This window comes from Caldanaerobius fijiensis DSM 17918, assembly GCF_900129075.1.
GTDB classification, from domain to species: Bacteria; Bacillota; Thermoanaerobacteria; order Thermoanaerobacterales; family Caldanaerobiaceae; genus Caldanaerobius; species Caldanaerobius fijiensis.
Window position 1 is genome coordinate 21,247 of the sequence record NZ_FQVH01000014.1, and the last position, 14,452, is coordinate 35,698.

12 protein-coding genes are annotated in these 14,452 nt (G+C 39.6%); 10 read left to right on the top strand and 2 right to left on the bottom strand.

Features of this window, described 5'->3' with window-relative positions:
• Positions 1-13 precede the first annotated feature (13 nt).
• The gene (locus BUB87_RS07165; RefSeq protein WP_073343396.1) at positions 14-1,852 is read right to left on the bottom strand and encodes a glycoside hydrolase family 127 protein; all 1,839 of its coding nucleotides are present in this window, start codon (positions 1,850-1,852) and stop codon (positions 14-16) included.
• Between the two features lie 336 nt (positions 1,853-2,188).
• Between BUB87_RS07165 and BUB87_RS07170 the strand changes: the two genes are divergently transcribed.
• The 8 genes from BUB87_RS07170 to BUB87_RS07205 all read left to right on the top strand — a co-directional run bounded on the left by BUB87_RS07170 (position 2,189) and on the right by BUB87_RS07205 (position 11,030).
• On the top strand, positions 2,189-3,244 hold the full coding sequence (locus BUB87_RS07170) for a bis-aminopropyl spermidine synthase family protein (RefSeq protein WP_073343399.1): 1,056 nt from the start codon (positions 2,189-2,191) through the stop codon (positions 3,242-3,244).
• 95 nt (positions 3,245-3,339) lie between these two features.
• Complete coding sequence (gene queD, locus BUB87_RS07175) at positions 3,340-3,720, top strand: 6-carboxytetrahydropterin synthase QueD (RefSeq protein WP_073343402.1); 381 nt, start codon at positions 3,340-3,342, stop codon at positions 3,718-3,720.
• A complete protein-coding gene (locus tag BUB87_RS07180) occupies positions 3,707-4,342 on the top strand; it encodes a radical SAM protein (protein ID WP_200792778.1) in 636 nt (211 codons plus the stop codon). Before queD ends, BUB87_RS07180 begins: the two co-directional genes overlap by 14 nt.
• Position 4,343: 1 nt before the next feature.
• Positions 4,344-5,021, top strand: coding sequence for a 7-cyano-7-deazaguanine synthase QueC (gene queC, locus BUB87_RS07185; protein WP_073343405.1), 678 nt, complete (start codon positions 4,344-4,346; stop codon positions 5,019-5,021).
• A gap of 216 nt (positions 5,022-5,237) precedes the next feature.
• Positions 5,238-8,417, top strand: a complete 3,180-nt coding sequence (locus BUB87_RS07190; RefSeq protein ID WP_073343408.1) for a glycoside hydrolase family 31 protein — start codon at positions 5,238-5,240, stop codon at positions 8,415-8,417.
• Positions 8,418-8,476: 59 nt separating this feature from the next.
• On the top strand, positions 8,477-8,854 hold the full coding sequence (locus BUB87_RS07195; protein ID WP_073343410.1) for a RidA family protein: 378 nt from the start codon (positions 8,477-8,479) through the stop codon (positions 8,852-8,854).
• A gap of 39 nt (positions 8,855-8,893) precedes the next feature.
• Positions 8,894-10,093, top strand: a complete 1,200-nt coding sequence (gene ilvA / locus BUB87_RS07200) for a threonine ammonia-lyase (protein ID WP_073343413.1) — start codon at positions 8,894-8,896, stop codon at positions 10,091-10,093.
• Between the two features lie 280 nt (positions 10,094-10,373).
• Entirely contained in the window at positions 10,374-11,030 is a 657-nt protein-coding gene (locus BUB87_RS07205; RefSeq protein WP_073343416.1) for a TMEM165/GDT1 family protein, read from the top strand.
• Here the strand turns inward: BUB87_RS07205 and BUB87_RS07210 are convergent.
• Positions 11,027-12,739, bottom strand: coding sequence for an Rqc2 family fibronectin-binding protein (locus BUB87_RS07210; RefSeq protein ID WP_073343419.1), 1,713 nt, complete (start codon positions 12,737-12,739; stop codon positions 11,027-11,029). The two genes, BUB87_RS07205 and BUB87_RS07210, sit on opposite strands and share 4 nt — an antisense overlap.
• A 262-nt stretch (positions 12,740-13,001) precedes the next feature.
• On the opposite strand from BUB87_RS07210, the gene dapF reads away from it, so the two are divergent.
• Together dapF and remA are read left to right on the top strand one after the other, a co-directional pair.
• Positions 13,002-13,811: a diaminopimelate epimerase gene (gene dapF, locus BUB87_RS07215; RefSeq protein ID WP_073343422.1), complete on the top strand. Its 810-nt coding sequence runs from the start codon at positions 13,002-13,004 to the stop codon at positions 13,809-13,811.
• 338 nt (positions 13,812-14,149) lie between these two features.
• Positions 14,150-14,452, top strand: coding sequence for an extracellular matrix/biofilm regulator RemA (remA, locus tag BUB87_RS07220; protein ID WP_073343499.1), 303 nt, complete (start codon positions 14,150-14,152; stop codon positions 14,450-14,452).

The window sequence follows — 14,452 nt, forward strand, 5'->3', positions numbered from 1 at the left end:
TCCCCAATCTTTATTAATGAGAAACGTTTATATACAGCGCATCGCTATTATCGCGCTTTTCATCTAGCCATACTTTCATTCTCCCCGGTTCTCTATTGTCCCAGGCATAATAGGGAACGGCGATTACTGGTTTTTCATATCCGGGGTTGTAAATCTTTATTATCGTAGCACCACCCAGTAAGGTTTCCATGTGCTCGGTAATAAATTTTGCTTCGGTTGACACATAAACCTTTGACCAATCTTTATTGTCAACTTCTTCGACGCAATAAACCAGAGGTCCTCTCTGCAATGCCACTTTTCCTGTATTGGCTTTCACCTTTGAATTTGAGTATACTCTTTCAACCGGCATATCCAGATCGATGGTTATGAGATCCCCTCTGCGCCACTTTTTCATAAGCTTTATATAACCTGCATTGATGATCAGATTTTCAACTGTTGTTCCGTTTACGCTGATTTTTGCATGTTTACACCAGCCAGGAAAGCGCATATTGATCTCAAATTTGTTTTCCTTTTCTGGTTCTACGATTATGTCTATTTTGCCATCCCATGGATAGTCTGTGATCTGAGTTAAGTTTACGGTATTGTTATTGAATTTCACTGTGCTTTTGCTGGCAATATAGAGATTTATCCATATTCCTTCTTCGGAGGTACAATATACGTAGTTTCCTATAGAAGGTATAAACCGAGCGATTTGAGTTGGACAACATGAGCAATCATACCATTCTTGGCGATGATGGTTCCCATCAGATTCCAGCGGATTTACATAAAAAAACCTATCACCATTTAACGAAACCCCCGCCAGTGCACCGTTGTACATGGCTCTTTCAACAATATCTGCGTATTTGCTATCTCCATGCAACATATTCATCCTGTGGTTCCAGTACACCATTCCTACAGAAGCACAGGTCTCACAATAAGCTGTATCGTTGGGTAAATCATAATCGTGAGTGAAGCCTTCGTTATATTTTGATGGTCCTATACCTCCAGTTATGTACATGTTTCTTAATGCTACACTTTCCCAGAGCCTATCAAGTGCCTTGACATATTCCTTTTCTCCTATCAGGGCAGCGACGTCTGCAACTCCTGTGTAAAGATACATAGCGCGGACAGCGTGGCCGCTGACATCCGTCATCTCTCGTATAGGTTTGTCATCCTGACAATATTTAGGGCCCCAATCGGGTTTGTCCCAAATTTCTCCTTTGCCGTATCCATGACCTCTTTCTTCTAAAAGCCAGTAGGCCAATTTTAAATATTTTTCCTGGCCTGTTTCACGGTATAGTTTTACTAAAGCTAGTTCTATTTCCTCATGTCCTGGTACCCAGTGCCTTTTACCTGGGCCAAACATTGAATCATAGTGGTCTGCTAACCGGCGTGCTACATTCAGCAATTTTTCTTTCCCGGTGGCCTGTTTATAGGCTACGGCAGCTTCAATAAGGTGGCCGCCACAATACATCTCGTGTTTACTCATATCAGTCCATCTTTTATCTGGTTCTACCAGGGTAAAATAGGTCATGAGATATCCGTCTTGTTGCTGAGCAGAAGCTATAAGGTCAATGATTTCATCGGCTTTTTTCTCCAGTTCAGGATCAGGATGATTCATCAGTGAATAGGCAATACCCTCCAGGACCTTATACACATCGGAATCGTTAAAGAATATTCCTTCAAATTCTCCTTTCATTGTGCCCCCTGCTTTTGCAAAATTTGAAATCCTCCCCGTTTCTTCGCATTTATCCAAACAAACTTTTAATGTGGTTTCCCTATGTTTTTTTAGTTTAGGAGCCCAAAACTTATCTTCTATTTTTACATTAGTAAAAGGCACTTCAAAGAGCTTCTGGTAAGCGTTTTTCTCCATATTACATTCCCCCTCATTTTAATTTTCCTCTTCTAAAGCATTATATAACAAACCGACCATGCCATAAATGTTTAGCGCTTTTACATATTTTTACCATGTTTATCGACTGATTTTATTGTATCAACCCTTTATGTTAAATGCAAGTATATTGAGTTATGAACTTCAATTTGTAATTTGAATGTGTTTTAGATAATTCTATGGCAGCTTGACATTACCTTTATTTATCTTTATATTATAATTCATGGGTCTATAATTTGGATTTAGGGCGGACTGTATAAGCTTTTTATGAACTAAATTTATTGATCGATTGTTGGGAAATGAGGTAGGAGGTGTTCGATGCAGTATATAGCTCAAAAAGTTAAAGAATGTACAGGAATAAGTACGACGACTAGAGATATTGAGAATATTTTATCTGCTCTACGTTCTACATCTGAGTTTTGGGAGCTGATCCGTCTATCGAATAAACCCTTTGTTGTGGTTATGGAAACTATAAAAATTCTTGTAGACGAGGGGTTTGTTGAGTTAAAAAAAGAAGGTACCATAACTCTTACTGAAAGCGGTGTAAATTTTTTGGAGGAGCATAATATAAAGCCAAGGGTTGAATATGTATGTCCATATTGCTGTGGGCGAGGAGTACGGATTGACGGTTTTGAGTCGCTGCTTTCGAAATTCAAGGATATAACCGACGGCAGACCAGAGCCTGTATTAAAATATGATCAGGCATATGTTACTGAAGAAACTGCTGTAGCGAGAATAGCACTAATGGCCGACAGAGGAGATCTGCATGGGAAAGATATAATAATTTTAGGTGATGATGACCTTACAAGTATAGCTGCTGCATTATCAGGACTGCCTAATCGAATAATGGTTTTGGAAGTGGATGAGAGAATAGTGAGGTTTATAAATGATGTAGCTTCAAAACACAATCTTTCTATAGAAGCAAGATTACATGATCTGAGCAAAAAACTTCCCGATGAATATGTAGGTCGATTTGATACATTTCTTACCGATCCTCCGGATACATTGGAAGCTTTAAAGCTTTTTGTAAGACGGGGGATTACATCTTTAAAAGGTGAAGGTTGCGCTGGTTATTTTGGTGTAACGTCGGCAGAGGCTTCTCTCAATAAATGGTATAAGTTTCAAAGTGCACTGCTGGCTGAATGCAATGTGGTTATAACTGATATTATTCATGACTTTAATCGTTATGTAAACTGGAATTACCTCCTTGAGAATGTGAGCAATGATTTGCCTTTTATGCAGCGAAAACCTTCTAATATATGGTATTGCTCGAGTATGTATAGAATAGAAACAGTAGGTAATCCCGCTCATATCAATGGTGATATCAGTGATAGCAATGAGCTTTATATTGATAAAGAATCAATAGTGTTTTAGTATAAGCAGTCCGCCCTATTGATAGGATACAATTGTGAAATCAATAGTATTGATTAATTATTTATTACGTGATATTCTTAAATAAGGTGATGAATATGAAGGTTACAAAAGTTTTTGAGTTTGACAGCGCCCATAATCTCATCAATTATAATGGTAAGTGTGAAAAACTTCATGGGCATACTTATAAGTTAGAAGTAACTGTAAGTGGGGTACCGGATATAAATGGCCTTGTTATAGACTTTACTCTTTTGAAGTCTATTGTGAATGAGTGCATAATTGAAAAGCTGGACCATCAATACTTAAATGAGCTTTTTGATTTTAATACCACCTGTGAAAATATTCTCGTATGGATGTGGAATCAGCTTTACGGCAGATTAAAGACTGATAGGTTTGAGCTGTATCAATTGACATTATGGGAAACACCTACCAGCTATGCTACGGTGACGAAAGAGGATATGGGTGATGTTGAAAGTTAATGAGATTTTTACAAGCATACAGGGTGAGAGCACATCAACGGGATATTTGACGGTTTTTGTAAGGCTTACAGGATGCAATCTCAGATGCTCTTATTGTGATACGAGGTATGCATATGATGAAGGCCAGCTCATGACGGTAGGACAGGTTTACAGTGATATAGCGAGAAGAGGCATTAAAAGAGTATGCATAACAGGTGGTGAACCGCTGTTGCAGCCTGATGTTCAGAGGCTTATAGATATGTTGGAGGATTATGAAGTATCTATTGAAACCAACGGCTCTGTGGACCTGTCGCAGTTTAAATTGTATGATAGACATAGATTTGTAATGGACATGAAGGTACCATCATCGGGTTCTTCTAATTCCATGAATTACGAGAATTTTAACTACTTAAGAAGCCATGACGAGATAAAGTTTGTTATAGGAAATAAAAGCGACTATTATTGGGCTAAAGATGTTATAAAGAAGTATTACAAAAGAGGGATTATTACTTTTTCGCCGGTATATGGAGTTATAGAGCCAGTGGAGATAGTCAATTGGATGATAGAGGATAAACTTGATAATGTCAGATTTCAGCTTCAATTGCATAAATACATATGGGATCCTGGGATTCGAGGTGTTTAGGGTGAAAAAAGCAGTTGTATTATTGTCAGGTGGATTGGATAGTACCACATGTATGTCAGTGGCATACCGCGATGGATACGAGCTGTATCCTTTGTCTTTTGATTATGGTCAGAGGCACTCTAGAGAATTGCAGTCGGCAATAAAGGTAGCGGAGTATTATGGGGTAAAATCCCACAAAATAATCAGAATGGATAATGTTGGAGGAAGTGCTCTTACGGATTATTCTATTGATGTCCCTGACTATAAAGGCGATAGCACTGAAATACCGGTGACATACGTTCCTGCCAGAAATATTATTTTTCTTAGCTATGCTGTAGGGTATGCTGAGGTTGTGGGGGCTGAGGCTATATATATAGGTGTCAGCTCTGTGGATTACAGTGGATATCCTGATTGCAGGCCTGAATTTATAGAGGCATTTCAAAGGGTGATTGACGTAGGTACAAAAGCAGGGGTTGAAGGCAGGCCTATAAAAATAATTACGCCGCTAATCAACCTGTCAAAAGCGGAGACCATCAAGTTGGCGTACCAGAATGGTGCACCGCTTCATCTGACTACTACCTGTTATAAGGGCGGTGAGAAGGCCTGCGGGGTATGCGATAGCTGTAGACTCAGGCTAAAGGGATTTAAAGAAGCGGGTTTAAAAGATCCGCTGGAATATGAGATTGAAATAGATGAGTAATGAAACTGATATTTTTGCAGAAGGAAAAGCTATTTCTGATTGGTGGTACGAGATTTAAGGTAGAGACAGGTGCTCACTTCTATTAACTTTGCCAGGGGTGAAGCATTTGTCTCTTGATAATATAGGATTTTTTATAATATGGGTAATGATCAGGTATAAGGGTGGGTTTTTTCTTATAAAGACAAGTTATAAAAAATGTAAAGAGGTGTTTATTTTATGGATATCGGAATTATGAAAAGCTGGATAGAAGGTAAAAACGTTCTCACCCTGATACCCCAATCAGGGGGATTGCTGGAAATATCCTTTGCCGATGATGACATATTGAGGATACGCTATACAGATAAAGATATCTTTCAACCAGATGAGGCTTTCATATTAAACGGTGAGCCTGACAAAAAATCGTTTACATTAGAAAAGAGCGATAACCGGTTTAAGTTGTCCAGTGAGAAAATTACAGTAGAAGTGACTTTAGACCCATTTACTTTTAAGATTAAAGATATGTATGGAAACGAACTCCTATCATCTACCTCAAATTTTCTAACGTCAGATGGTATTCGCAAAATTGTCAGATTTAATTTACGTCCTACAGAGAGAATATATGGCCTCGGACAGGATCCTATGGCCAATCTTAATCAACGAAATAGAGAACGCAGGATGTGGCAGCAATGGGGACATGGCAGGAGAAGCGGAAATGGCGGTATACCCTTTATGATGTCCTCTGAGGGCTACGCGGTTTTGCTCAACAGTCCCTGGCCTTCACGATTTGCGGTAGGAGAGGCTGAAATTGCCGAGCGCGATGAGCTGGCAGATAGTTGGGCTCCTGCTCCATGGCCATGGGAAAAAATCCAGGAAACTGCCCCCGATAAAACGATGATACTTCTGGACGGCGGGGATTTAGATTTGTTCATAATATGTCGTCCTAGATTAGATGATCTTCTAAAAGGATACGCACAGCTTACGGGATATGCTCCCATGTTGCCTAAGTGGGCTCTGGGATTTATGCAGTGTAAAAACAGGTATCGTTCCCAGCAAGAGCTTCTTTCTATTGCCAGAACTTTCAGGGAAAGAAAGATTCCATGCGATGTGTTGATCATAGACTGGTTGTGGTTTAAAGAGTTTGGCGATCTGGAGTGGTTTAAAAAGGATTGGCCTGATCCAGAGGGGATGTTGAAACAGTTAGCCGATATGGGATTTAAGGTGCTACAAGCCCAACATCCGTTTGTAGAAAAAAACTCTTTAAAGTATGAGAAATTTAAGGAAGCAGGTTTTTTAAACGATGTGCCCGAAGGTGCAAGACCTACTTTCGATCACACCAACCCTGAGGCCCGAAAAGCCTGGTGGAATGAGATTAAAAGGCTTTATCAACAGGGTATAAGGGGATACTGGACCGATATGGGCGAGATAGAACAGCACCTTCCTGGTACCATGAGCTTTTTAGGTCCTCGAGAAAAGGTCCACAACATCTATTCCCTCATGTGGACAAAAGGCTTATACGAGGGACAGCGTTCCGATTTTAACGAAAGGGTATTTTCACTGCCCAGAACGGTTTACGCTGGTATACAGAAATACGGCGCTGGAATGTGGTCTGGCGATATTGACGCATCGTGGGAAGTCTTAAAAGATCAGGTGGTCATAGGGCAAGGAGTATGTCTGTCAGGGCAGCAGTACTGGACCACAGACGTAGGCGGGTTTTTCACCGGCAAAGAATTTACTCCTGAACTCTATATAAGGTGGTTTGAGTGGGGCGCTTTCTGCCCACTTTTCAGGACCCATGGCACCAGGCCGGGAAATGAACCATGGTCCTTTGGGGAACACGTAGAAAAGATCTGCACAGATTACATCAAGCTGCGATATAGGCTTATGCCGTACATATACAGCTGCGCCAGAAAGGTAACAGAAGAGGGTAGGCCGATTATGAGGGCTATGTGTATGGATTTTCCCGACGATCCCAAAGCAGTAGAAATGACTCACCAGTTTATGTTCGGTCCGAGCATCTTGGTAAGCCCTGTACTCGAAAGAGGTGCAAGGAAATGGGAAGTTTATCTGCCCGAGGGCCAGTGGTACGATTTCTGGAGCGGGAAACTGTATCAAGGCAAAACTACGGTTACCGTGCCCGCACCATTGGATGTCATACCGCTGTTTGTAAAGAGCGGGAGTATAATACCAATGGAATCTGCGAAGCAGCACGTGGGAGAAGGAAACACAAACAAGCTGATATTACACATATATCCAGGCCCTTCGGCTGAATTTGAATTGTATGAAGACGATGGAAAGACATACGATTACGAAAAAGGCCAGTACGCCAAGACTACCATTAAGTGTGAAAAAGATGATGAGATAAAGATAACAATAATGCCTGCAAAAGGAAGCTATAAAGGCATGAAAGACATAAGAGATTATGAAATAATACTTCACCATTCGAATAAGCCCTTAAAAGTCGAGGTTAATGACTTATCGGTTGATACATGGGACTATTGTGAGGAAGATATGACATTAAAAATACAGGTTGGTAGCGTCTCAGTTTATGAGGGGTTAAATGTTCGCGTAATACCCTCTGACACACAAGCTATACCATCTATGGGCAAACAAGATGTGAAAATCAGCGCAGATATAGACACAACTGAAGACGGGGTTGCTATGGTCACATTGGCAATGTACGATATACATAGCAATACAGAACACAGCTACAAAGTAGAATTGACAGAGCCATACGGATGGACAGTTATAAAGGGAGAAAAGTCGGTTGAAGATAATTTTGCTGGTTTTGCAGAAGCAAAGTGGTATCTAAAGGCCGTGGTGGATGCTCTTCCGCTTATAAGCAGAGGGTCGCTAAATATTGAAATTGATGGCAAAGCAGCTAGCATACCACTGAATATAGGAAGTGGATACGCTACAAGATGGAGCGTAGTTGGGAGTTTTGACAATATAGAAGACAAAGGACTGGACATCACATATGAAGTAGAATCCAATCCAGATGCACCGTTTTATACATATAAGGATAGGCATCTCGCATGGCAGCGACTTGACGGAGAATTTAACTGCTTCGGCTATGTAGATTTAAGAAAATGTGGCACAAACGTTTCAAATGGAATAACAGAAGGCGTAGCGTACGCGAAATGCAAGATTTGGTCGCCTAAAGCTCAAAAAGGTTATATACAGATATCTTCAGAAAAGGGTGTGAAGGTGTGGCTCAATGGTAAAGAAGTGTTGTCCTCAAAAGACATATTGATTAATGAGGTATCAAATCCTGTTGAGTTAGACCAGGGATGGAATACAGTTATGATAAAGTGCTCTCTTTATGCCGAAAAACCTTACAGCGGCAGAGAATTTGGGTTTAATTTCAGGATAATAGACGAAGATGGGCAAATTATGGAAGATCTCTTATATAAGGCATGAATCAGGTCTGCAATATTGTGACGAAAGACACTTATATATGGTAAAAGGAGGAATTGACTATGAAAGAGATAATAAAGACCAGTTTAGCTCCACAGGCAATAGGACCCTATTCACAGGCAATTATGATTGATAATATTCTTTATACATCCGGCCAGATAGCTTTAGACCCGGAGACAGGCAAGATGGTCGATGGCGGTATTGAAGAACAAACAGTAAGGGTCATGGAAAATTTAAAAGCTATTCTGGAAGCGGCAGGGATGGGATTTGACAATGTTATTAAAACGACAGTATTTATTACAAATATGGATGATTTTCAGAAAGTAAACGAAATATACGGAAAGTATTTCGGTGAAAATCCCCCGGCCCGTTCCTGTGTAGAAGTGAGCAGGTTGCCGAGAAATGCACTGGTGGAAATCGAATTGATAGCGCGCAGATAATATCAAAAATTTTATTAACGAGTTGATAAAGGAGAAAATATGGTAACATTAAAAGATATTTTAGAAGCGAGAGATGTTTTAAAAAATATAATATCAAAAACAGGACTTGTGTACAATAAAACTTTTAGTGATGTCATAGGTGCTTCTGTATATTTGAAGATGGAAAATCTTCAAAAAACCGGCTCATTTAAACTGAGAGGGGCATACAATAAAATTGCCCATCTCGACGATTCGGAAAAAAGGAAAGGAGTAATAGCATCTTCTGCTGGTAACCATGCACAAGGTGTTGCGTTTGCTGCACGCAATTTTTCTATAAGTTCTACAATCGTGATGCCAAAACATGCTCCTATATCCAAAGTGGCTGCCACAGAAAGCTACGGGGCAAACGTAATATTGTATGGTGAAATTTATGATGAAGCAGCTCAAAAAGCTGAAGAAATCCGGAGCCAAACAGGAGCAGTTTTTATCCATCCCTTTGATGATCCTATGGTGATAGCAGGTCAGGGAACTATAGGCCTTGAGATTCTAGAGGATCTCTATGACACTGATGTAATAGTGGTTCCAATAGGAGGTGGCGGCCTTGTATCTGGAATAGCTATTGCAGCGAAAAGTATAAAGCCAGATGTAAAAATAATAGGTGTGCAGGCTAAAAACGCTCCTTCGATGTATGAATCCTTTAAAAGCGGGAGCATAACCAAAACTGCGTGTATCACATCTATTGCAGATGGTATTGCAGTTAAAGCTCCTGGACAATTGACTTTTGAAATAATCAAAAGTTATGTTGACGACATTGTCATAGTGGATGAAGATCAGATTGCTGAAGCGATACTTACGCTTTTAGAAAAGGCAAAAGTTGTTGCTGAAGGAGCCGGGGCTGTATCCATCGCGGCGCTGTTAAACGGTCTTATTGATGTGAGGAATAAAAATGTAGTTTCAATTATAAGCGGTGGTAATATTGATGTGAATATTTTATCGCAAGTAATGGACAAAGGGCTTGTGAGGCAAGGAAGAAAAATGTTTGTTGGAACCGTTATTCAGGATAGACCGGGTACACTTTATACGCTTCTTCACTTAATTGCAGATAATGGCGCTAATGTTCTTTCTGTAATGCATAACCGTTTAACCAATGAAGCCCCTGTTGGATATGCTAAGATAGAGTTGATCCTTGAAACTAAAAATAAAGAACATTGTCAGAGGCTGATAGAAATATTAAAAACAGAGGGATATAAAGTGTATTGAAATAGTTTGCTAGATGGATCAAAAATGTAGTTTTCTAATGCTTTTTGTTGCTGTGCGGCCTGTAAAAATGAAGGACGATGAGATAAAATATTGACGGGCTTTGATGCATTTGATATAATGTATGTAAACATAGGGGAGTAGCTAGCGGAAACGCGACAAAGTCAACATACTGGTAATTAAAACCTGGCTTTGTCATAAATAGCGAGACCTATGTATAGCTGATGTGCTATACATAGGTCTTTTAATTTTGCAGAGAATAACGATGGGAGGGATGTATTACATGAATGCTTTTTTGACCGCATTGTTTATGGTAGTGGTGGCTGAGATGGGAGACAAAACCCAGCTGTTATCAATGGCTTTTGCTACCAGATTTAACGCTTTGAGCGTGCTGATAGGTGTATTTATCGCTACGGTCTTAAACCACGCTCTAGCTGTTGTTGTAGGTACATATCTTGCCCAAGTAATACCTATTTCTGTCGTCCAGATAGCTGCAGCGCTGTCTTTTATGTTTTTTGGATTATGGACATTACGAGGCGATAAATTGGAAGGCGAAGACAGGGTAAATACAAGGTATGGTCCCGTTTTTACCGTCGCAGTGGCCTTTTTTATGGCAGAGATGGGCGATAAAACCCAGCTTGCTACAGTTGCCCTTGCAGCTAGATACCATAGTCCTGTCTATGTGCTGATAGGTACAACACTTGGCATGCTTATAGCAGATGGCCTTGGTATAGTAATAGGAGATTACCTCTCTAAAAGAGTATCTGAAGGTTTAATAAAGATCGTTTCTGCAAGTATTTTCATACTATTTGGATTTATCACCCTTTATGAAGCTATGGGCTATAGCGCCGTCACTATTGGGGTTATGGCATTACTTGCCATTCTTATGGCTGTAATTATATACGTCATGAAAAAGGAAAGAGGCCTGGAAAAGCATTAGGCCTCCTGTATATCCTTTATGTCAGGATTTACATATATGGTTTTATAGTTTTCGTATATAACCATGCCGGGTTTTGCACCATTAGGTTTTTTTACATTTTTTCTTATAGTATAATCTACGGGTACTTTGCTGGATTGTCGTGCTTTGCTATAATAGGCTGCCAGCCTTGCCGCAGCTTCCAGCGTTTCATCAGGGATTTTGCGCCCATATGCTTTTATGATAACATGGGAGCCGTGTATTTTACTGGTGTGCAGCCATAAATCTTCTGCTCTGGCGAACTTAAGCGTTAGATAATCATTTTGCAGGTTGTTTTTGCCTACATAAATGTCAAAATCGCCATGTTTGTAATGCCTGGGTTTTGACTTATATTCTATTTCCTTTTTCTTTGTATTGCTTTTTATATAGCCTTCTTTTATCAACTCGGCCTTTATATCCATTAAATCTGATTCATCTTCAGCCTGTTCTATATTTGTCAGCAGACTTTCGAGGTAATTAATTTCTTTTTCGGTTTCTTCAATCTGTGCAGAGACTACGCTGTACGCATTTTTTAGTTTATTATATCGCTTATAATACCTCTGTGCATTTTCAGCAGGGCTTAATGCCGGGTCTAGAGGTACGGTTATAGTGGTATTATTGTAATAATTGTACAATTCAGCAGATTCCTGGCCTTTTTGAAGATTGTATATATTGGCTATAATGAGCTCGCCATATAATCTGTATTTTTCTCGGTCCTCAGCTTCTGACAGATCTGTTTGCTGGATTTTTAACTTTTTATAGCACCTATCAAGGTTGGTATTGATGATTCTTGTAAGTTCTGAGGACAATTGCAACATTCTGGATTGTTTTTCATGAACCGTATAATACTCGTCTAAAAGCTCGTTCAGGCTGTCGAATTTTTTGATGGTACATTCCTGGGCCATATGAGTTAATTTCACACAGGAAAAATCCCTGTACATTCCTGTATTTATATCAATTGCTAATGTGGGGTCATATTCCTTATTTTTTACACTATCTATTATACTTTTAAATTTGCTGTATAAAATGGCAGCATCTTTTTGAGAAGTACCATCTACTCCAGCTCTAAAGAGGATCTCTTTTGAGATCAAGGGGCTTATACCTTCAAAGTTTTCGGTAAAAAATGCGGATATCTTTTTTGTGGACGCCAGAAGTTCAGCAAACTTGTCTATGTCAATATCGTCAGGTGATAGCTTTTTTACAGTAGGTGGGGACTGGTACTGAATGCCGGGTAATACAGGTCTTTTGCTCATGTCGGGAGTGACATTTTTTATACATGTAAGTATGGTCATATTCTGATCGTATAGAATTATATTGCTGTGCTTACCCATGATTTCTATAGTTAATGTCAGAATAACGGGATCTTCCAGTTCTGTCTTTGTAAACACATCGATATGGAGGATTCTGTCAAAGCCTTCCTGGCGAATATCTTTTATAATGCCTGATATCAGGTGCTTCCTTAAAGCCATGCAAAAAGGAGGCGGAGTTGCAGGGTTTTCAAAGTTTTGATCCGTCAGGTGAATTCTAGCGTTGCTGGCGCCTGCAGACATGACTAGTTTATAATTTTTTCTGTTGTTTCTAATGGAAATCGATATCATCTCATTCTCAGGTTGATAAATCTTTTCGATTTTGCCGCCTATTAACTGGCGTAATTCACTTTTTAAACAATAAAGCGTTAGGCCATCTAATGCCACAATATCACCTCCCTTGTATAAAACAAATTATATATTAAAATCATTTCATTGACAATGATATGACTTTAAAGATAAAATAAATATAGCGATGAATCATAACGATTAATGGACTGGAGAAACTATATAATTGGTTTAATAATGTGAAAAAAGTGGTTGAAGCTAGAAAAAAAGAGAAAGTAGAGAGTATACTTAAGAAAAGGGAAAGGTACTTGAAGATTTTGACCAACGAGTATATAATACTGAAGAAAGTTAGGTGTGCTTCGTGAAATTTACAAAGATGCATGGACTGGGTAACGATTTTATCATAATAGAAGAAGAACAAACAGGCAAATATAGTGATTATACTGTTCTCGCTCAAAAGTTATGTGATAGGCACTTTGGTATAGGAGCTGATGGACTTCTTATCGTAGCAAAATCGCAGATTGCTGATATCAAAATGCGCATATTCAATGCAGACGGCAGTGAAGCCGAAATGTGTGGCAACGGCATAAGGTGTTTTGCAAAATACGTATATGAGAGAGGTATTTTAAAGAAGGATAAATTTGAAGTTGAGACACTGGCAGGCGTAATTATTCCTACTCTTTATATTAAAAATGGCATAGTAGATTCTGTTATGGTGGATATGGGCAAACCTGTATTTGATGATGCAATAGAAGATTTACCAATAGAGGCGGGTGATAGACATTTTAATATTACATATGTAAATATGGGTGTGCCCCATGTGGTAGTATTTATGGAGGAAATAAATGTAGAAGATATATTAAAGTATGGGCCTATTATAGAGCATCATAAATTATTTCCTCATGGTACCAATGTGAATTTTGTTAAGATAGGAAATCGTGACGATATATACGTAAGGACATGGGAAAGAGGAGTAGGGCTTACGCTTGCCTGTGGTACGGGGACATGCGCTAGTGCGGTGGCTGCATGCAAAAGTGGAAGGGCGCCTGAAAAATTAACTGCTCATCTCGCTGCAGGTGATTTGCGCATAGAATGGGTTCATAACGGTAATGTTTATATGTATGGACCTGCAGAGTTTGTTTTTGACGGCTCAATAGAATTGTCTAAATAAGTTTTGTCTATTTCCAAGTAATGAAGCTGGCTGAAGGTGGCAGGAAAGTAAGGAATGGTGTTCAAAAACTGATATAGATGACCCCGTTTAGCCGGTATCGGGACAAACCGGTAGGCTGTATCTGATAGATCGCGTGGGGCTTAAGGTAAACACAGACCGCCTATTAGGCTGTACCTGTATCCTTAAGGTGCAGTTCCCACGTCCGGGAGTGACTCCCGGGGCTTAGGTCTTCCTGTTTTCCATGCCCGAGAGGGTAAATTCTATTGAAAGGAGGAAAACCTGGTCAGGGGAAGGCCGTTAACTGTAAAACAGTTAAGTTTTTTGAACCAGGTTGGGTTATGAATTGTTCTAATATAAGGCTGATTAACATTGGCTTTGGGAATATCATCTCAGCCAATAAATTGGTAGCCATAGTGAGTCCTGAATCTGCACCTATAAAGAGGATAATCCAAGAGGCCAGAGACAGGGGCATGCTTATTGATGCTACTTATGGTAGAAGGACGAGAGCCGTTATAATCACTGACAGCGACCATGTTATACTGGCAGCAGTGCAGCCGGAAACGGTTGCCAATCGATTAAATTCCAAAGATTTTGATATAGATGAAAATATCCTTGAGGAACCTGAGGATCAAGAAGAATGA